The organism is Micromonospora sp. DT53, from assembly GCF_049841535.1.
Classification (GTDB): domain Bacteria; phylum Actinomycetota; class Actinomycetes; order Mycobacteriales; family Micromonosporaceae; genus Micromonospora.
On sequence record NZ_JBNCKM010000004.1, the window covers coordinates 1 to 19,669 of the forward strand.

General features: G+C 71.9%; 13 protein-coding genes. 8 read left to right on the forward strand and 5 right to left on the reverse strand.

The genetic code is table 11. The annotated features are described in order from the left end of the window. The first annotated feature begins 340 nt into the window (after positions 1-340). Positions 341-631 carry a hypothetical protein gene (locus ACLQ3B_RS14195; RefSeq protein WP_425780916.1) on the forward strand — a complete coding sequence of 97 codons (291 nt, stop codon included), beginning with the start codon at positions 341-343 and terminating at the stop codon, positions 629-631. Here ACLQ3B_RS14195 and ACLQ3B_RS14200 read toward each other — a convergent pair. Then, positions 613-2,424 carry a VanW family protein gene (locus ACLQ3B_RS14200; RefSeq protein ID WP_425780918.1) on the reverse strand — a complete coding sequence of 604 codons (1,812 nt, stop codon included), beginning with the start codon at positions 2,422-2,424 and terminating at the stop codon, positions 613-615. The genes ACLQ3B_RS14195 and ACLQ3B_RS14200 overlap by 19 nt on opposite strands. 182 nt (positions 2,425-2,606) lie before the next feature. On the opposite strand from ACLQ3B_RS14200, the gene nudC reads away from it, so the two are divergent. Next, complete coding sequence (gene nudC, locus ACLQ3B_RS14205) at positions 2,607-3,524, forward strand: NAD(+) diphosphatase (RefSeq protein WP_425780920.1); 918 nt, start codon at positions 2,607-2,609, stop codon at positions 3,522-3,524. Here nudC and ACLQ3B_RS14210 read toward each other — a convergent pair. After that, entirely contained in the window at positions 3,421-4,761 is a 1,341-nt protein-coding gene (locus ACLQ3B_RS14210) for a lipopolysaccharide biosynthesis protein (protein ID WP_425780922.1), read from the reverse strand. The genes nudC and ACLQ3B_RS14210 overlap by 104 nt on opposite strands. Then, positions 4,758-9,188, reverse strand: a complete 4,431-nt coding sequence (locus ACLQ3B_RS14215; protein WP_425780924.1) for an alpha-(1->3)-arabinofuranosyltransferase — start codon at positions 9,186-9,188, stop codon at positions 4,758-4,760. Before ACLQ3B_RS14215 ends, ACLQ3B_RS14210 begins: the two co-directional genes overlap by 4 nt. A 167-nt stretch (positions 9,189-9,355) precedes the next feature. Here ACLQ3B_RS14215 and ACLQ3B_RS14220 point away from each other — a divergent pair, with 167 nt between their 5' ends. From ACLQ3B_RS14220 to ACLQ3B_RS14230, 3 genes are read left to right on the forward strand one after another with little or no spacing between them, the layout of a single operon-like run. Beyond that, positions 9,356-11,233, forward strand: coding sequence for a hypothetical protein (locus ACLQ3B_RS14220; protein WP_425781664.1), 1,878 nt, complete (start codon positions 9,356-9,358; stop codon positions 11,231-11,233). Then, a complete protein-coding gene (locus tag ACLQ3B_RS14225; protein ID WP_425780926.1) occupies positions 11,234-12,979 on the forward strand; it encodes a hypothetical protein in 1,746 nt (581 codons plus the stop codon). Between the two features lie 35 nt (positions 12,980-13,014). Beyond that, positions 13,015-13,209: a hypothetical protein gene (locus ACLQ3B_RS14230; protein WP_425780927.1), complete on the forward strand. Its 195-nt coding sequence runs from the start codon at positions 13,015-13,017 to the stop codon at positions 13,207-13,209. On the opposite strand, the gene ACLQ3B_RS14235 is transcribed toward ACLQ3B_RS14230, so the two are convergent. Both ACLQ3B_RS14235 and ACLQ3B_RS14240 read right to left on the reverse strand, forming a co-directional pair. Beyond that, positions 13,194-14,372, reverse strand: a complete 1,179-nt coding sequence (locus ACLQ3B_RS14235; protein ID WP_425781666.1) for a glycosyltransferase family 4 protein — start codon at positions 14,370-14,372, stop codon at positions 13,194-13,196. The genes ACLQ3B_RS14230 and ACLQ3B_RS14235 overlap by 16 nt on opposite strands. A gap of 109 nt (positions 14,373-14,481) precedes the next feature. Next, on the reverse strand, positions 14,482-15,747 hold the full coding sequence (locus ACLQ3B_RS14240) for an acyltransferase family protein (protein ID WP_425780929.1): 1,266 nt from the start codon (positions 15,745-15,747) through the stop codon (positions 14,482-14,484). A 111-nt stretch (positions 15,748-15,858) separates the two neighbouring features. Here ACLQ3B_RS14240 and ACLQ3B_RS14245 point away from each other — a divergent pair, with 111 nt between their 5' ends. From ACLQ3B_RS14245 to ACLQ3B_RS14255, 3 genes are all read left to right on the forward strand, one after another. Beyond that, a complete protein-coding gene (locus ACLQ3B_RS14245; protein WP_425780931.1) occupies positions 15,859-17,058 on the forward strand; it encodes a DUF3068 domain-containing protein in 1,200 nt (399 codons plus the stop codon). Positions 17,059-17,451: 393 nt separating this feature from the next. Further along, positions 17,452-18,075, forward strand: a complete 624-nt coding sequence (locus tag ACLQ3B_RS14250) for a DUF6230 family protein (protein WP_425780932.1) — start codon at positions 17,452-17,454, stop codon at positions 18,073-18,075. Positions 18,076-18,153: 78 nt separating this feature from the next. Next, a complete protein-coding gene (locus tag ACLQ3B_RS14255; protein ID WP_425780934.1) occupies positions 18,154-19,602 on the forward strand; it encodes a DUF6114 domain-containing protein in 1,449 nt (482 codons plus the stop codon). The last annotated feature ends 67 nt before the right edge of the window (positions 19,603-19,669 follow it).

A 19,669-nucleotide genomic window follows, 5' to 3' on the forward strand; every position in this document is an offset into this window, starting at 1 on the left:
GGAGAGTAGGACGCCGCCGGACAATCTTTCAGAATAGGCCACCCCTTCGGGGGTGGCCTATTCTGCGTTTACCGGATTGTCGATCGGCTCGGGTTCCTGATGCCTCGGGGTCACCCGATGACCGGTGAGGCCGTGCACGGGGATTCGCCGCGCCGAAGCAGCAAGGTCACGCGTCGGGCAGCAGGTCAGCGGTCCAGGCCCCGCACCCGCACCCCTCTCACTCCGCGATTTTGCACTTTCTGCGGCGACAAACCAGCTCAGAGTTCGCGTTGCAACGACCGAAAGTGCAAGATCGCGGCGGTTCAGGACCGGGTCTGGCGCCCAGGACTAGGCTCCGCCTGTGGATGAGGTCCTGATATTTGTGGTGTTCGCGGGCTGCGTGGCGGCGGTCCTGGGCATCCTCTGGTGGCTCGCGTCCCGGGTCCGTCGTCGTGGTATCGGTGGCGAGGTCATGGGCCCGTTCGAGGAGATGTGGCACCCCGCGGCGCACCGGTTCCGCGCCGAGATCCGGGTGCAGGAGACTCGTACGGTCCCGATGCCACCGCAGGGCGGCAAGCGCAACGAACACGGCCGCAACGCCGATGAGTTGACCTCGGAGCAGGCTCAGGAACGCTACGGACCGCAGACGTAGCGGGGCTCCGCGTCGTAGCGCCAGGTGAACTTCTCCCGCTTGACCACCACGCCGCCCTTCTTCATGACCCGGAAGGCGTCCTGGGTGAAGCCGTTGATGCCGTTGGTCTCGATGCACGAGGGGCCGGGCGCCAGGTGGATCTGCTTCGGCGTCGTGATGTTGCGGCGTGGCCCGTACTCCGTCTTCACGCTGTCGTAGATTTTCGTGCTCCAGATCGACACGGTGATCGAGCTGGACGTGTACGACGTGTCGATGAGCACGCCGTACTCGGTGTTGTTGCGGAACTTGAAGTCCAGACTCGGCCAGAAGATGGTCGACTCGATGACCGCCGGGTACCTGTTGAACCAGTACGAGTGCGGCTTGTGCTCGACGTCCTCCAAGCCGGCGTAGTAGGTCGCGTTGAACAGCGTGGTGGTGAACTGCGAAGTGCCGCCGCCGACGCCCGGCACCAGCTTGCCGTCGAGGATCACCGGCGCGTCCCGGTAGCCCTGGGCGTAGCCACGTTCGCCGGTGTGACCGTTCAGCGAGAACGTCTTGCCGGGCAGCACGACCGTGCCGTCGACCTTCCTCGCGATGGTCGCGATGTTCTGGCTGCGCGACGAGGCCATGCCGCCGGTGAACCGGGTGGTGAAGGTGGACACCCGTTCCTTGATGCCCAGGCCGGCGAGCTTCTCCCCGGTCAGCTGTGGCGGCGTCGGCTTCAACTCGCCGGTCACCTCGCGGCCGTCCGCCTTCGGTAGGACGGCCAGCAGGTCCCGTCCGAGGGCTGCCGTGTCCAACTGCTGCCCGGATCGCCCCTCCTTGGCTGTGGGCCGGCCACCGGTAATTGTCATCGTGGCGTCCTTCGGCGGCACCTCGATGGCGGCCAGCTTGTCGCCGAGCGCAGCCCGCAGCCGCTTGACGTCCACCGACGGGGTGAGCTTGCCGGTCTTGTCGGCGCCGAACCGGAGACTCTTCGCGATGGCGGCGGGCGGGATCGTCACCTGGCCCTTGCTGGTCCGCAGGGTGACAGGTGCGGCGACCGCCGGCTTCGCCAGCTCGCTGACCAGCCGGTCCAACTCCTCCGGGGTGGTCGCCGGGTGGCTCTCCACCAGGGGCACGGTGACCGGGGCGCCGGCCAACCAGCCGGCGCGGACCACCTCGGCGGAGCGCTCCGGGTGCAGAGCCAGCCCGGGCCTGGGCTGGACGACCTTCGGCGTGGTGCCCTGATAGGTGATCGCCGGCATCGTCATGCCCTGGGCCTGGTCGCCGAGCACCTTACGGAGCGTGTCGTCCAACCGGCCCACGTCGACCGTCACCACGGGCTGGACAGTGCGGGAGCCGACCAACCGGCTGACCGGGTGCGCCTCGGCCTCAGCGGCTGCCGCGACGGTCGCCGGCACGTCGACGGACAGCCCCACATCGGCCGGGTTGATCTCGGCGGTACGCCCGTCGACGGTGACCTTCAGCGGTGTCGCGAGTGTCGCCGCCCGCCGGTCCAGCTCCGCCCGCAACTCCCGGTCGGCGTCCGCACGGCTCCGGCCGCCCAGCTCGGTGCCGAGCACGCTTGTGCCACGGGGAACGTCACCGGCGTACGCCCAGGCGCCGGCGCCCGCCACAGCGGCCAGGACGCCACCGGTGATGCCTGCGGCGAGCAGCACCCGCACCCGACGCGAGCGGCGCGGGCCGCCGTCCGGCTCGCCAGGGGCGACCGTCGTGACCGGCGCAGGTCCATCGTCCGGCCAGGTGACCGCGGTGACCTGCACGGTGGGCCGGTCGTCGGCGGGTGGACTGTTTTCGCCGTACAGCGTCACTGCAACCTCGATCGCCAGGGTGCCGCGGGAGGTCCTCCCTCCCGGAGGCACCTACGGTAACCAATGCCCGGCCGTCGTCGTGGCTGCGCCCACCAGGCGCTGCTACCGCGTGTCGTTCGGCGTGTCGCGCCGGTCCCGGGGGCGGTGCCGACGGCGGACCACCGACGTGGCACGGTGGCCCGGTGGGCACTGCGGAGCGAGTGTTGGCGTACGGGGGCGGTTGGCTGGACCGGGCAGGTCCGTTGCGCACCGATCCGGCGCGGTTGAGCGCGCTGCTCACCGACTCGACCACCGTCCTGCTGCCGATGTGGCGGGACCGCTGTCTCGTCGACGGCCACGGACCGGTACGGCTCAGCGCCGAGCGCGCGGCGCTGGTCCGATCCGCCGCCGGCGAGACAGTCTTCCTGGGGCTCGATGCCCAGATCGCCGTGTTCGCGGCGGACCTCTCCGCACTCCCCGAGCGGGCCGCCGTCGAGATGGCCGGCGCGGTGCGGTCCGTCGACGTGCGGGCACTGGTCGGGCGGCTCGAACCCGGCGACGCGGCCGTCCAGGCGTACGCCAGGGGTTTGCTGCACTGGCACCGGCAGCAGCGATTCTGCGGGACGTGCGGCGCGCCGGCCACCGCCGGCGGCGGCGGGCACCTGCGGACCTGCACCGGCGCGGAGTGCGGGCGCCTGCTGTTCCCCCGGATCGAGCCGGCGATCATCGTGTTGGTCGAGGCACCCGGCCGGTCGGGGCGCTGTCTGCTGGCCCGGCACGCGGGCGCGGCCGAGGACGCGTACTCGACGCTGGCCGGCTTCGTCGAGGTCGGCGAGAGCCTGGAGGACGCGGTCCGTCGGGAGATGGCCGAGGAGGCCGGCGTGACCGTCACCGACGTGACCTACCAGGGGTCGCAGGCGTGGCCGTTCCCCGCCGGCCTGATGGTGGGCTACCGGGCCACCGCCACGTCCGACGAGGTACGCGTCGACGGCGAGGAGTTGCTGGAGGCGCGCTGGTTCACCCGGGCGGAGCTGCGGGACCGGGCGGCCTCGGGTCGTCCGCTCGGGCGGGTGGACGCAATCGACCATCGGCTCCTGGCGGACTGGCTCGCCGAGGGCTAGCTGGGCTCGACCGCCGGGCCCGAGGGGGTCGACCGGCCGCCACGGCCAGCATCGCGGTGGTGACGATGGCCGTGCCCAGGGCCGCGACCAGAAGACCGGGCACGGTGCGGGGCCGTAGGGTCGCGGTGACGGTGACCAGGCCGGCCACGCCCACCCACAGCGGTGCCGCCGCCCAGCGTGCACCGGCCGCGAGGCGGTCGTTGAGCAGCACGAACGTCACCGCGTAGAGCGCACCGACCGCCGCGAAGAGGGGCGCGTACCGGCCGAGGTGGTCGTAGTCGGGCCCGCCGGCGAGGCGGAAGGCGAGCCCTCCGGCGAGCGTCGAGGCGAGGACCAGCACCACGCCACACCCGCCCGTCACCGCGAGCGCAACAGTTCGGCTGCGCCGGTCGCCGCGGGCGAGACGCGGCAGAGCGAGGACGGCGGCGACCTGCGGCGCCCAGAGCGCGCCCTTGCTCAGGACCGTGCCGACCGAGTACGCCCCGGAATCCGACGGGGACAACAGTTGCCGTGCCAGCAGCAGATCGGCGTAGGAGACGACGAGCATCGCCACTGTCGCACCGCAGCCGGCAACGACCTGAGCGACGCTGAGCCGTGGTGCGGTGGACGGTCGTCCGGGCTCGCGGGCGAGTCGGGCCAGCACCGCCGGGGCGAGGGCGGCGGTCAACGCGCCGACCGCCAGCGCGCCGGTGGGTCCCGCGCCGAGCAACAGCCCGACGATCACTCCTCCGTAGCGGCCGGCGGCGAGCAGGGCCATCCCGATGGCCAGTCGTACGAAACGTTGGCCACCCTGCAACTCCCCGAGGGAACGGGAGGAGAGCACGACCGCCGCGGTGGTGACCGCCAGCAGCGCGGGCATCTCCACCGGCAGATCCAGGGCGGCCACCAGCAGCGGTGTCGCCGCGACGAGGGTTCCGGCGCACACGGCGGCGGTGACAGCGGTGAGCCGCCGCGTGTCGGAGGGTCCGTGCCGGGCACTGTGCACGGCGACTGCCAGTTGCAGGCCGAGGCCGGGCACACCGACGATGGCCACCAGACCGAGGGCCGCGGCGAGCGCGCTGAGGTCGGCCGGATCGAGCCGCCTGGCGGCCAGCACCGGCACCAGGTAGGCCAGGCCGTTGACGAGAACCCCGGCCAGCGTGACGCTGACCCCGGCGGCACCGAGGCCCGTACTCCATCCGCGTGTCAGCTCGGTCTGGGCCGTCCCCTCCCGACGGACGGTTCGTCGGCGGCTCACGTGATCTCGGAGAAGGTCGGAAGCTGCCCGTCGGCTGGCCCGGCCGACTGGCCGGGCCTCGCCGGCTCGGCCGCGTTGTGCTCGGCCGCGTCGGGCTCGGCCGCGTCGGGCTCGGGCGCGTCGTGCTCGGCCGGGTCGTGCTCGGCCGGGTCCGGCTTCGGTCCCTCCGCGACCGGCGCGGCCGTCGCGACGGCTGGGGTCCCGGCGGTTGGCGTGGGCCGGCGTACCGGCCGTCGTCGGGCGGCGGTGGAGAGCCAGAGGGCACCCAGGGCGACGACGATCGTGAGTTGCACGAGCACGTCGGTGTTCCGTCGCGTCGAGTCGAGGTAGAGCCACCCGGCGAGCAGGACGAGCGCGCCCGGGAGCCACGTCTCGACGGCCCGGCTGATCGTCCTGGCCCGACGCGGGTCCGCCGGCCAGGGCAGGCGGCGGGGGCCGGGCACCGCCAGCATGAACCCCGCCGCGACCAGCAGCCCACCGATGAGGCCGCTCGACAACACGAGCGCGGCGGCCCCGACGGCGAGCAGCGGCAGCGAGCGGGTGACCCGGCGTCGGCCGCCCGGTACGGCGGTCGCCGAGGTTCGCCCGGTGGGCTGTCGGGCCGGCACCACCGCGAGCAGGACCACCACCGCGAGCAGGATGCCGCCGAGGAGGAGCCCCGCCCGGTACGGGGTGTCCGGGGCGAAACGCAACAGGACCTCTCCGGAGGCGCCGGCGGGAAGGATCCAGCCCTGCTGCCACCCGTCCACCACAAGCGGCTTCAGCGTTCGCCCGCCGAGGGTCGCCTGCCAGCCGGTGTTGGTGTTCTCCCGCACGGCGAGCACCCGGTCGACGGGGTGACTGGCCACCCGTACCCGTCGTTCGGTGGCCGCCCAGGATTCGACCTCGGTGGCGCTGGCGGCCGCCGAGGTCGGCGTGGGCGTCCGTGGCACCAGGGCGACCCTGGTGGGCGAGGCCAACTGGCTCGCTGTGGCGACGATGCGGTGCTCCCCGCGGCCCAGGTCAAGCTGCCGGGGCGTGTCCCGGCCGCACGGCGTCACCGGCATCTCGCGCAATTCCAGCAGGTCGCGGAGCGTGCCACGCAGCGAGGTGGTCACCCGGGCCGCGCCGACCTGCAGCGTGGGACCCGATCCGCAGGCCAGCGACACGGGTGTGTCGAGGCTCGGCCCGACGGTGGGCGCTCCGGGTAGCACTGTCACCTCACCGACCGCGATGGGCAGCTTCTCCGGCAACCGCAGCTTGTAGGGATCGGTGCTGGTGGCGGACGGCTTGTCGAGGAACTGGATGGTGATCTCGTCGGTGCGCATCGGCGGGTCCAGGCGGAGCAGCCCGTCGTCGCCGAGCAGGCTGCTGCGGAAGCCGTCGTCGCCGACCACCCGCACACTGCCAAGGCGGGTCGCGGCGATCTTTTCGTCGACCGAGAAGCGGAGCCCGGTGATGGTCTGCGGCTCGAGCCACTTGAGTCGCAGGATCGGCGCCTCGTCGTCGATCGCCGGTGACCAACCGGTGGCCGGGTTCCCGTCGAGCGCCGCGCCGGCCCGGCCGGTCGGGTCGGGCACGGCCGTCGAGGAGGCGCTGATCTGCGCCGCGAGGCGCAGCGGCTGCGCGTCGGTCACCAGCTTGTCGAGGGCGTTGTCCAGGTCGGGGCCGGCCGTCGGCCGCGCCCACAGCTTCGCGTCGTACGCGCCGGATGCCGGCAGGGTCAGGGTCCGGTCGATGGTGGACGCGTCCTCGGAGCCACGGATGGCGTCGGTGGAGCAGCGGGGCTTCCCGTCGACGGAGAAGCAGGCAGGCGTGGTGGGTGCCGCCGACACGACGACGGTCGCCGGCCGGTCGGTGACCGGTGCGGCGGGAAGGACCAGCGTGCGGCTGGTCTGGATGCCCGGAATCTTGATCTCGGCGATGCCGACCGAGCCGTTCCCGAACGGGCGGAGGTCGTACGCGCCGTCGACCGAGACCCGGACCTCGCGGGTGGCGTGCACGCCGGGCAACTCGAACACCATGTGGTCGGCGAACTGTTCGATGGTGCTGCTCTCGTAACCGGCGCTGACGGTCACCGTCGTGGGCAGGGCGTCGGCCTTCAGGTCGAACCACACCTCGACGCGTGTGACAGTCGTCGGGGTGGCGAGGCCCACCTCGACCCATTGCCTGTCGCTGGGCGAGTACGGCGCGGACTGCCAGGAGGTTGCCGGGTTGCCGTCCATCGCCGCGTACGGCTGGTGCTCGGGGCGGGCACCGCCAGGGGAGTCCACCTGCGAGCGGGCGGTGGAGGTGCGGATCGAGTCGATGCCCTCGAAACGAGCGACAGTGGAATGCTGTGCGGCCCACTCCGGCAGGTAGTCGTGTGCGGGTGCCGTGACCTCGAAGGTGTCGTCGGCGGTCAGCGTCTGGGAAGTGTTGTCGCGCAGCCCGCCGAACGACACGTCGCGCCTGCGGAGCCCATCGGTCATCGCCACCGGCCCGGCGACGTCGGCGGTCGGTGCGTCGCCGGCCAGGATGGTGGGCGCCGAGCCGAGTTGCCCTGCCGCGGCGAGGTCGAGGAGGGATTCGGGGCCGCCCACCACTGTGGTCACGTCGGCCCGGTCGTAGGCGACCACCGGCTCGACGGGCCGGTCGACCCGGTAGACCTCCAGCGCCCGGACGGGCACGTCGAGCCCATGGTCGCGGAACTCGTCGGGGGACGACGGCCCGCCGCGCAGGGGGCCGAAGGACGTGACGCGGGTCAGTCCGGGTGAGCGCTCCAGCGCCTGGCGGACCACCGCTGGGCGGGCCGTGTCGGAGCGGCCGTGGTCGAGGTCGGCGCGGAACAGGACGTGGCTGATCCCGGATCGGGCCAGCAGGTCCGCCAGGCCGGTCGACCCGGCGCCGGTGGCGAGCGCCGACTCGATCACGTCCAGCAGTCGGATCGTGGTCGGTGGGGTGAAGGGGATGGCGTTGCGCACCGCCCACCGGCTGTTCAGCAACGGCTGGGTGATCTCGTCGGTGGTGCTGCCCCAGTCGTACGACGGAAAGCGGGCCCCGGGTACGACGAGCACCCGCCCACGCCCCGTGTTCGCATCGAGCCAGTCGGCGGCCTCGTGCCAGTAGCCGGGTACCTCCTTCACGCTGCCCGGTGTGGCGAGGCCGCCCGCGAGCGCGGGCGAGGCGACCGCCGTGACGGCGACGATGGCGGCGCCAGCGGTCAGCCAGGCGCGTGCGACGGTTCGGGGACGGTGCCGCGCGGGCGCGGTGCGCGCCGCGCGGACCGCCAGACCGATCAGGTGCGCCATGCCCAGGCACAGGGGTAGGCGGAGCAGGACGTCGAACTTGTGCACGTTGCGCAGGGGTGCGCCGACGCCGTCGAGGAACTCCCGCTGTGGCCCGGCGAGGATGTTCGGCAGGTCGCCGACGTGCCCGAGGCCGACGAGCGCGACGCCGAGCACCAGACCGGTGATGAGGAACCGGCGGTGCGGCATCCCGCGTCGGGACAGCCCGAGGACACCGAGGGCGGCGACCGCCAGGGTGGCGGCGACCAGAACCGCGTCGTTGGCGAGTCGCGCCCCGGACGGGATGGTCGGCCCGAACGGGGAGGCAAGGTAGGCGACCCAGTAGGAGGCGCCGCGGAGCGTGGTCACCGCGTCGGTGACGCTCGTGGTGTTTCGGGCGGTCTCGATGTAGTCCAGGAAGGGCGGGCTGTACCGGCCGAGGACCAGCAGCGGAACCAACCACCAAGCGGTGGCCAGGGCCACCGCGCCACACCAGGCGGCGATGGCGGTGACCCGGCGGCGTACCGGCTGGAGGGTGGCGAGCCAGAGCAGGGCGAGTGGCACCACCGCGAAGACGGCTGTGGCGTTGACCCCACCGGCGCAGGCGACGGCGAGGGCCGACGCGGCGACGGCACGCCGCAGTCGCGTGCCGGCGGCGAGCCCGACAAGCGGAATGAGCACCCAGGGGGCTACGGCGCTGGGCCAGGCCTCCACCGAGGACCAGCCGAGCTGGGTGAGGATGCGTGGCGACAGCGCGAAGGCGACGCCGGCGATCATGCGCCCGGCGGGCGTCCCGATGCCGAGCCGGCCCGCCAGGCGTACGGCGCCCAGGTAGGCGACGCAGAAGAGCAGTGCCCACCACAGCCGCTGCACCACCCACGGCGCGAGGCCGGCCTCCGATCCGAGCAGGAAGAACGGGCCCATCGGCCAGAGGTAGCCGTACGCCTGGTTCTGTAGTTGGCCGAACGTGCCGGTGGGGTCCCACAGGTGCAGCGAGCGGAGCAGCCACCCGGCCGGGTTGACGTTCAGGTCGACCTTGGTGTCCGGCACGACCTGGCCGGGGGCCTGCTGGAACGCGAGGGCGGTGAGAGCGATGCAGATGACCAGGTGCCGAAACCGTCGGGCGGTGTGCCGGCTCCGGCTGGACCCCGGAGCGGCGCCACTGGCCACCTCTGCACGCATTTCGGCTCCTGTCTGCACCGGCCGGACGCGCACCTTCAGCCGACGACTGTCGCGCGACGTTATCCGGACCGGGCACGGACGGGCGACCAGGGGCGCTGCGGTGGCGTTATCGGGAGAACGGCCGTCCCCACGGCGTGTAAGCGTGTGGCAGGCTGCCGACCATGTCAATGCCAGAAGCTGAGGCCGAGACGCATCCGGAACGCGTCGCGTCCGATGGCGACGGGCCGGGTCCGATCGGCCGATGGCTGCGCGCCGACCCGGTTCGCGCCGTGGCGATCGCCCTCATCGCCGTGTCCGTCGCGTGGCGCGCCGGCCTCGCTGCCCGTGGCTGGTTCTCGCAGGACGAGTTCGTCATCGCCGCCCAGGTTCTCGACACCGGGCTTGACGCGGACTATCTGCTGCGTACGTTCAACAACCACCTCATGCCCGGCGGCCTGCTGGTGGCGTGGGCGATGGTGCGGGCGGCGGGCTTCGCCACCTGGCCGTGGGTGTTGCTGCTGGCTGTGGGCCAGGCGGTGACCGGGATCGCCGTCTACCGGCTGCTGCGCGATCTGCTCCGGCCCGGCTGGGGCCTGCTCATCCCGCTGTGCCTGTTCGTGTTCAGCCCGCTGACGCTCGAGGTCTCCTCGCTGTGGCTGGTCGGGTTGCTCGTGCTGCCGATGCAGTTGGCCCTGGTCATGGCGGTGACAGCCCAGGTCCGGTACGTGCGGACCGGCCGTCTGCGGCACCTCGTGGCGGTCGCGCTCTGGCTGGTGTTCGGCCTGTTCTTCGACACCAAGTCCCTGCTGATCGTGCCGCTGCTGTTCCTGCTGACCGTCTTCCTCTTCACGTCAGGTGGCGTGTGGCGCAGCCTCGGGACGGCGCTCCGCCGGCACTGGCCGGCCTGGCTGATGCTCAGTGCGCTGTCGGGGGCGTACCTGGCGCTCTACCTGACCCGGCCCTCGGGTGAACTGCGGGACCCGACCTCGGTCGGTCCGGTCCTCAACTTCCTCAGTGACCTGATCGGCAAGACCATGGTGCCGGGTCTGCTCGGAGGCCCCTGGCGCTGGAGTTACGCCGGTGACGGTCCCCCGCTCGTCGACCCGTACGACATCGCCAAGTGGTTGTCCTGGGCGGTGCTGGCGACGCTGGTCGTGGTCACCGTTCGACGGCGGCCATCGGCCGGACGGGCCTGGCTGCTGCTCACCTCCTACCTCGGGCTGGTCGCCACGCTCTTCGCGGTCACCCGACTCGGCGGCCCGCTCGGCTCACTGATCGGCATCGTCCCCCGGTACGTCGCCGACGTGGTGCTGGTCGCCGCGATCTGTGTCGGTGCGGCCCTGCTGGGGATCAAGGACACCGACGAGGACGAGGTGTCGACGTGGCCGGTGCCGACGGTCCTGCGGGAGCCGGGCGCCTTCGCGGTCGGCCTGGTCTCGATGATCGTCGTCCTGGCGACCATCGGCGTGGGCACCCTGTGGAGCACGGCCCGTTTCGGGGACAACTGGAGTACGAAGTACGGGCGGGACTATCTCGCGACGACGCAGGCCGAGCTGGCCGCCGCGCCGCCGGGCACCGTCTTCTTCGACACCGCAGTCCCGGACCGGGTCGTCGCCGGTTACTTCTGGCCGGACAATCTCCAGTCGCACTTCTTCCGCCCGGCCGAGCGCCGGCCCACCTTCGTGACGGAGGCCGCGCGGCCGTCGACGTTCGACGAGCTCGGCCGGATCCGCCCGGTCGTGGTCCAGGGCCGGAAGATCGTGCCCGGCCCGGTGAACGGCTGCGGGCACCTGGCCGAGGGGGGTCGCCCCACCCGGATCCCGTTGGACGGGTACCTGGTGGAGTGGCCGTACGTCGTGCACTTCGGGTACCTCAGCTCGGGTGACTCGACAGCCCTGTTCCGGCTCGGGGACGCCACGCGCGAGATCACCCTGCGACGCGGGCTGAACGACCTGTTCTTCCTGCTGGAGGGCGCGGGGGACGCCGTCGAGGTCACCGTACGGACGCCAGGGGTCGGGGTGTGCACCGAACTGATCACCGTCGGCCGGGCGGTGCCGGCGTCGTGAATGGCTGAGCCGGCCGACGGCGTCGAGGCGGCGCCGGTTCGGCGGGCGCGGGACACGCTCCCGCTGTACGCCGTTGCCGCGGCGGTCACGGTGCTGGTGCTGGCCCCGTTGGCGGCACCCGGCTACGCGTTGCTGTACGACATGGTGTTCGTACCCCGGCAGCCGTTGACCTGGGATCTCGTCGCCCCGGCGCAGAGCCTGCCCCGGGCGGTGCCGATGGACGCGGTGGTCTCGCTGGTCACCCAGGTCGTGCCGGGCTGGTTGGTGCAGCGACTGGCGCTGGTCGGGGCGGTCTTCCTCGCCGCGGTCGGCGCCGGCCGGTTGGTGCCGACCGACCGACGGGCGGTCCGACTGTTCGCCGCGGTGGCGTACGCGTGGACGCCGTACCTCGCCGAGCGGCTGCTGATCGGGCAGTGGGGTCTGCTCCTCGCGTACGCCGCGCTGCCCTGGCTGGTGCGGGCGGCGCTGGACCTGCGGGCGGGGCGGGCCGGCGCGTTGGCCCGGGTGGTGCTCGCCGCCGCTCCCGCCGCGATCACGCCGACCGGCGGGTTGATCGCGCTGGGCACGGTGCTGGTGCTGACGTCGGGCCGGATGCGCGCGCCCCGATCACTGTTGGTGTCGCAGCGGATGCATCCGCACCGGCCTCGGCAGGCGTTGGCAGCTGTCGGGGTGCTCAACGCCCCCTGGGTGGTCGCCGCCCTGGTCACCGGTGCCGGGGGTGCCTCGGACCCGGCGGGGGTGGCGGCGTTCGCGGCGCGTTCGGAGAACTGGGCCGGCCCGCTGGTGGCGCTGGCCGGCACCGGCGGCATCTGGAGCGCACAGGCCACCCCGGCCAGTCGCGCCGCGCCGCTGGTGCCGGTGGCGACAGTGGTGCTGCTGGTCCTGGCCGGTGTCGGTGCGGGTCTGCTGCGGCGGCGGCTGCCACCGGGCGGGGCGGCACGGCTGGTGGTGCTCGTCGGGATCGGTTGTCTGCTCGCCGCCTTCGGGGTGCTTCCCGGCGGGGACGCCGCGCTGCGCTGGGCGGTGGTGCACCTGCCGGGCGCGGGGCTGCTGCGCGATGGTCAGAAGTTCCTGGCTCCGTACGCGCTGCTGCTTGTGGTGTGCGCAGCGTTGGGGGCCGAGCGGCTGGTGGCCCGGGTCGACCGGGAGGTGGCCGGGGTGGTCCTGGTCGGGCTGCTGTTCCTGCCGGTGGCCGTCCTGCCCGACCTCGCGTTCGGCGGTGCCGGTCGGCTTCGTCCGGTGAGCTACCCGGTGGAGTGGCAGCGGGTGGCCGAGCACATCGACGAGGAGCCGGGGGAGATCCTCGCCCTGCCGTTGAGCGCCTACCGTGCGTACCCGTGGAATCCCGGTCGGGTCGTCCTGGACCCGGCGCCCCGCTACCTGCCGGGGACGGTCCTGACCGACGACACGCTCCGGGTCGGCGACGTCGTCGTGGCTGGCGAGAACCCGCGCGTGCGCGAGATGCGCCGGGCGCTGGCCGACGGGCGGCCCGTCTGGACCACCGGGGTGCGCTGGGTCCTGGTGCAGCACGAGATCTCCGGCGAGGTGGACCCTCAGGTGCTCGGCGGCCTGGTGACGGTCCACGACGGACCGTCCCTGACGCTGTACCGCAACCCGGCGACCGTGCGGGAACCGGGCGGGTCCGGGCCGGCCCGACTGGCGGTCGTCGCGGCGCTCGGAGCTGCCCTTCTGGTGGTCATCGCTGCCGCCGTTTCGGCACTACACCGGCGAGCTACCGCGTGGTAACGTCCGCTCGCACGTCTCGCCATTGGAGGATTGGCATGCGTAGAGCTCTGACCCTGGTCGTGTCTGGCCTGGTGGCGGCGTTGCTGGGGATCCTGGCTCTCGGCGGGATCTCGGCCGCCGCGACCGCCACCGACGAGGAGGCCGCAAGCGAGGCCAAGCTCGCCTCGGATGCGGCCAAGCGGGCCGGAAAGAAGGACCCGTACGCCCCCGCGGTCTACGGCGACAGGTAGGACGGCTCGCCCCGCCGCTGCACTGGGCGGGGCGACTCCACACCCTTGAGGATCGCCTCGAAGCGTCCACCCGCAGCCTGCCAGGTGAAGCTCGCCGCGTGCTCCCGGGCCTGTGCGCCCATTTCCCGCCGCAGCTCGTCCCGGTGCAGAAGCGTGCGCACCTTCAGCAGGTAGTCGTCGATGTCGTCGGCCAGCAGGCCGGTACGCCCGTCGACGACCGCTTCGGCGACTCCGCCCGCTCCCCGGAACGCGACGGTGGGGGTGCCCGCCGAACCGGCCTCCACGATGGTGAGCCCCCAGCCCTCCTTGAGCGACGGGGTCAGGGCCACCCAGGCCGAGGCGAGCAGGGCGGCCTTCTCCTCCTCGGTCACGAAGCCTCGAAAGTCCACCCGCTCGGTGATGTCCAGTTCCGCGGCGAGTTCCCGCAGGTGTGACTCCCACCAGCCCTGGCCGGCGACCACCAGGCGTAGTTGGGGCAGCTCGTCGGCGAGGGCCGCGACGGCTCGCAGCGCCACCTCGACCCGCTTGTGGGGCACCAGCCGGTTCAGGGTCACGAGCAGCGGGAACGTCGCCCGCTCGACGTCGGTCGGGGGCAGCGCCGGGGTGCCGTTGTGCACCACGGAGACCTGCTCCGGCGGCACGCCGAGCACTGCCAACTCTCGGCGGGTCGCCTCGGAGACGGTGACGTACCGGCACCGCTGGTAGAGGCGTATGGCGAGCGACGACTCGATCCACCATCCGAACCGGGCCGCCCACTGTGGAAGCACCACCGGCCACTGCTCGCGGTGCACGTGGTGGATCAGCTTGACCACCGGGCGTCGGGCCCACAGCGGGGCGAGGAACGGCAACCCGTTGCAGACGTCGACCAGGACATCGGGCCGGCCGCCTCGACGGGCCGCCAGCGGGCCGATGCCCAGCGCGCCCGCGACGTAACAGAGGGCCGCCCAGAGGTAGACGCTGTGTCGACCGCCGCGCCGGACCAGCCGTACGCCCGCCTCGTTGACCTCGTCGGCGGGAGCCTGGCTGTGGGCGGCGCAGAAGAGGGTGGCGCGGAAACCGCGCGCCACCAGCTCGGCGGCGATCCGCTCGACGTACACCTCGGAACCGCCGCCCTCGGGGTTGCGGGTGTCTCGCCAGTTGAGGAACAACACGTGTCCGGGCATGCCGAAGCGACGCTCCACGCGAACCCTACTCTCAAGTAATTTAGCGACCCGCGTCACACTAGGGGCTGGTGTGCCGGCCGGCAATGCCCCGATGGGCCAGCGCTGGGCGCTACCCGCCGACCGTGGGCACCGGCGTGCCGGCCGCGACGGTCGGCGGCGTGGTGGCCGGCGCGGCCACCTCGGCGGCGGGGGCCCCGGATGCCTGCCCACGCGCGGTTGATCGGCGCCGGCGCTGCGACCCGAGCAGTTGCAGGGGCCGCTCGACGCCGTAGTAACTGACCGAGGCGTACACAAGACCGAAGGCCATGGTGAGGGCGAAGGTGTTGAGCAGTCCGCCGGAGAACAGTGGTCGGTCGTCGACCAGGTAGATGAGTTCGATGACCATGGGGTGCCACAGGAACAGTCCGTACGAGACCGCGCCGAGCCACCGAGCGGACGAGCTGCCGAAGATCTCCTTGGCCCGGCTCGGCCCGCCGAAGGCCACCGGGATCAGAATCAGGGCCGCGATCACCAGGTACAGGGCCAGCTTGACGCCGAACTCGGCGGCCGTCGGCTCGGTGAGGTCGCGGGGGCCGGCGACGGGCGTCGTCGCGATCGCCATCAGGCCGACGGCCGCGGCCCAGCAGGTGACAGGCGCCGAGGCGAGGTCGTCCAGGACCCGGAAGACCGCCGGCGCGGTCCCGGTGCGCAGGGCGACGTGCGCCGCCGCCAGTGCCATGCCCGCGCCGAACCAGGTGGCGTACGAGGGGAACCACATGGTGTGCAGGGCGGTGTCGAGCCAGCCGAGCCCCATCATGGTGAGCCACGCCGCGGTCAGTAGCGCGCTCCCGCTGACGATCACGATGGTCCGGACAGGACGCCAGGACCGACCGACGGCGAGCACCGCGACCAGCGGCAGGATCAGGTAGAACACGACCTCGGTGGCGAGACTCCAGGTCTGGCTGAGCCCGGCACGCAACTGCCCCGCCTGGTAGATCTGGGTGAAGGTGAGGTGGCGGATCCAGTCGGCGGCGGTCGCCTTCCCGTTCTGCGGCAGGACGATCAGGCAGACCACGACCGCCAACCAGTAGGCGGGCAGGATGCGGAGGGCCCGCCGCCACAGGTAGCGCTTGGCGCGGGGCCGGGCCCGGCCGGTCGCGGCGTTGAGGGCCCACGGCCGGAACAGCAGAAACCCGGACAGTACGAAGAAGATGGCGACGCCGACATCCAGCCGCGCCAGCCAGCCGCCCCAGGTGGTGTTCATGGTGACGGCGGTCTGGAACCCGACGTGGTGACCGACGACCGCCACCGCGCCGATTGCTCGCAGCGCGTCGAGGGCGGGGAGTCGGCCGGTTAGCGAAGGCTCCGAAACTGTTGGCGCGGCGGCTGTGGACATCTGGACATCCAGGGGGTCGCTTTGAAGGTGACCGGGGAGTAACCTCCCGCCATGTTAAGGATCGGGTGCCCCGGACAACAGGTCGTAGGGCGGCAGGTTACAGGAGGATGAGTGAAGCTTCGCGTGGGCGCCGCGCTCTTCGGGCTTGGCGTCTTATTGCTGGTCTTCGCGGCCGGGCTGCCGTTTTACGTGGCCCCCGCCGTGACCAAGCTCCCCTACGATCTTGAGCCGACGACGTCCGTCGCCGAGGCGAAGAACGCCAGTTTCCTGAAGATCACCCGTGTCGGAGATTCGCCGACCATCGAGGTCCTCCAGGGCGACCTGAGGTCCAATGTCGAGGTCATTCCGCAGGCCGACGACACGAAGGACCGGCTGCCCAAGGATCTCAAGGGCGACGCGGTCATCTGGGACGTCTACCAGACGGTCACGCGTGCCGACAACCCGGAGGTGGTGGTCAGCCAGTACAGCACCGAACTCGCTCTCTATCGGATCTCCGGCGCGGCCGCCTCGTGGAAGGACCAGTGGCTCAACGAGACCGGCGCGGACGGGACTCCGGTCGGCAACGTGAAGTACTCCGGCCAGATCTACAAGTTTCCGTTCGGCACCGCCAAGCGTGACTACCAGGTCTTCGACCGTGACCTGAAGCGGGCCGTCCCGGCCAAGTTCGTCGGCACCGAGAAGATCAAGGGCATCGAGGCGTACCGCTTCGAGCAGCGGATCGAGAACGAGGTGCTGGCCACCCCGGAGAGCAGCCTCCAGACCCTGGTCGGCAAGTTCGCCCCCGGCGCCACCAGCGGCCAGATCGTCTACAGCAACATCCGTACGCTCTGGGTGGACCCGGTCACCGGCTCCTACGTGAACGTGCGGGAGCAGCAGCACAAGGAGTTGCGCCCCAACACCGGCACCCCGACGGTGCTGCTGGACGCGGACTTCAACTACACCGACGACACGGTCAGTCGCAGCGTCGAGACGGTCAAGGACAACCGCTTCAAGATCGGCCTGATCAGTTTCTGGGGCCCGATCGTGGCTGGTGTCCTCGGCCTGCTCGCGGTGGTCTTCGGTGTGTGGTTGGTGACCCGCCCCGAGGGCGGGACGGCCCGGCACCGCGCCGAGCCCGCGGTCGACGACCCGACTCCGACCCGGGTGGACCAGGAGCCGGTACGTGACGTGGAGACCGTCGAGCAGCCCAGGCCGCAGCCGGTCGGCGGGCTACTGACCGACGAGATCCCGCCGGCTTCGACGAACTGGAAGTCGGAGGACCCGACGGTGCCGACCCAGCGCCCGGCTCCGGGCGAGGTGGAACAGCGCTGACGCGCGTACTACCGGATGGACGACGAGGGGTGGACCGTGACTCGGTCCACCCCTCGTCCATGTGCCACCCGTGCGAGAGGCTCACTTTACATTTGTTACTCGATTGTAATTAGTCGATGTAGCATCACTCTGGGCTGCCTTCTCGGCGGAACTATGCCCGCCTTGCGGCCATATCGGAGGATCGCGGCGGCACCTCCGTTGACGATCCGTGATGTCGCGCCTCCGTCTGGTCGCTCGGCCGTTACCGGCAGGTAAGCGGGGGGTTGTGACCTGCGCCGCAACGGGTGCACCATCAAGCGCGATGGTTACCAGCCGGTAACAGACCACGGGCTCCCGGTGCGGGCCGCCCGTTCGGGACCGGCCACTCGCGCGCATCGACCCGAGGAGGAACCCGTGCAGGATCGGTTTGACAGTGAGGGTCGTACCCGATGGTGGCGTTTCGCCGCCATGATGGTGCCCGCCACGGCGGCCGCCGGCGCGATCCTTTTCGGAATGTCGACAGGCGCGATCGCGTCAGACATCACGGTCTCCGGGCAGACGTTCAAGATTGGCGCCGACCGCCTGGAGGGCGACGGTTTCAAGCAGTACGGAGGCGTCGTCCGCGAGAAGGGCAAGGACGGGAAGTCCGGCCAGGTCCACCCGATCGCGCTCTCCGAGATCAGCAGCGCCGAGCTGTACAGCCTCTGCCAGTCCGTCCGCGCCGACCTGCCGGGCCTGCCGGTGGTGCTCACCATCAACGCCGGCGAGGGCAAGGAACCCGCCCGCGCCAAGGACCTGCTGATCGCGATGGACTCGTTGAACGGCAACGCGACCTTCACCAACATCAGGATCGGTCGGGACGCCACCGACCTGAACCCGACCGCCCAGGCCGGCTCGTTCGGCCAGAACTCCGACCACGTCACCATCACCAACCTGCAACAGGTGTCCCGCTACACCACGGCGGCCACGTTCAACCTGGTCGGCCTCCGGCTCAAGGTCAACGTGGGTGACGACGCCAAGGGCAAGGAGTGCTTCTGAGGTGAGCCGTGGCCCGCGGTGGTCGGCACCGCGGGCTGCGGGCTCACGTCCCCGTCCCCGCTCGGCCAGGAGGAGTACGTGACAACCGCGAATCCGTCCCACGCCCGGCCCGGTGGTCCGGCTCAGGCGTGGCTGCTCTTCCGCCGCTGGCGGCGCAGCCGGCCGTTCTGGGGCGGTCTGCTCGTCGCCCTGGCCGGGCTGGAGATGTTCGCCTCCACCCGGATGACCCTCAACGGACTCAGCTTCCACAGCGGCGCGACCGGCCTGCTCTCGCTGCTGATCCCGATCATCCTGGTGACCTGTGGTCTGCTGCTCTGGTTCACCCCGGCACAGCGGCTGTTCTACTCGGTGGTCGCGGCGGTCACCGCGATCTATTCGCTGATCGGGCTCAACCTCGGCGGCTTCTTCGTCGGTCTGCTGCTCGGCATCGTCGGCAGCGCGCTCGCCTTCGCCTGGACGCCGATCCGCCAGGCACCACCCGCCCAACGACCGGCCGAGATCGAGCAGGACGCCCTTGGCCTGAGCAGTGTCGACCAGGACGGCGTCGACCAGGACGGTGTCGACCAGGACGGCGTCGAGCCGGCCGATCCGGCGGTCCGGGCGGCCGACGAGGGTGTGCCGCCCGAGCCGCCGGGCCGAGCCGCCGATCCGCGCGCCTTCGCCATCGCTCTCGTGGTCCTCGGCTTGGCGGCCGTCGGCCTGGCCGGCCAGCCCCGAGCGGTGCAGGCCGCGCCCAGCCGGCCGACTCCGACCGGCTGTCCCACGTCGCCCCGGCCCGTCACCCCGTCACCCAGCCGCGGCGCGACCACGCCGACGCCCACCCCGAGCCCGGAGCGGGACGGCAACGTGATCACGGACATCCTGGACGGAATCGGCGATCTGCTCGGCCTCGGAGGCGGGAAGGACCCCGCGCCCTCGGTTCCCCCCGCCGCCACACCGGCAAGCCGGCCGACCAGCACGGCGACGCCCCGCCCCGGCCCCGCCGACTGCCCGCCGCAGTCGCCGAGCACGCCGACCCCGGGCAGGCCCGGCACGACGGCACCCGACACGCCGGAAACGGCGCAGCCGGGCAAGCCCCTGCCACGCATCGCCGCCGACCCGGCCCTGCCGACGGTGGCCCAGACGCCGTCGAAGCTCACCGGGTCGTCGGTGCGGATGACCGGGCTGCGCTTCGAGGGAGTCACCGACCTGCACACCGTGCGGGGCGACCTCAAGGTGCTGAAGTTCAGCATGCGGGAGGCGGTGACCAGCGACTTCCTGCTGCGCGCCGACGGCCCCGCAGGGCGCAATCAGCGGTACGCGACGAATCAGCTGACCGTCCGGGGAGACGTGGCCTTCTACGCGACCCGGTTCGTCGGGCGACTACTCGGCATCAAGATCACGTTGACTCCGGACCTGCCGCTACCGGACGGCCTTCCGGTCACCTCGCCCATCCCGATCACGTTCACCGACCCGGCCATCGACCTGGCCTACGTCACAAGCGACACGCTTACCGCCCGCCCGGCGTTGGCGCTCACCCTCGGCTGAGCCACAGCCGCGCGAGGGCGTGGCTGCGCGCGGCGACGGACTCGCCGTACCGTCGGCGCGCGCAACC

Coding starts and splice junctions, on each gene's coding strand:
- ACLQ3B_RS14220 (WP_425781664.1), top strand. CDS start 9,356: ATGCCAGAAGCTGAGGCCGAGACGCATCCGGAACGCGTCGCGTCCGAT.
- ACLQ3B_RS14235 (WP_425781666.1), bottom strand. CDS start 14,372: ATGCCCGGACACGTGTTGTTCCTCAACTGGCGAGACACCCGCAACCCC.
- ACLQ3B_RS14225 (WP_425780926.1), top strand. CDS start 11,234: ATGGCTGAGCCGGCCGACGGCGTCGAGGCGGCGCCGGTTCGGCGGGCG.
- ACLQ3B_RS14215 (WP_425780924.1), bottom strand. CDS start 9,188: ATGCGTGCAGAGGTGGCCAGTGGCGCCGCTCCGGGGTCCAGCCGGAGC.
- ACLQ3B_RS14230 (WP_425780927.1), top strand. CDS start 13,015: ATGCGTAGAGCTCTGACCCTGGTCGTGTCTGGCCTGGTGGCGGCGTTG.
- ACLQ3B_RS14240 (WP_425780929.1), bottom strand. CDS start 15,747: ATGTCCACAGCCGCCGCGCCAACAGTTTCGGAGCCTTCGCTAACCGGC.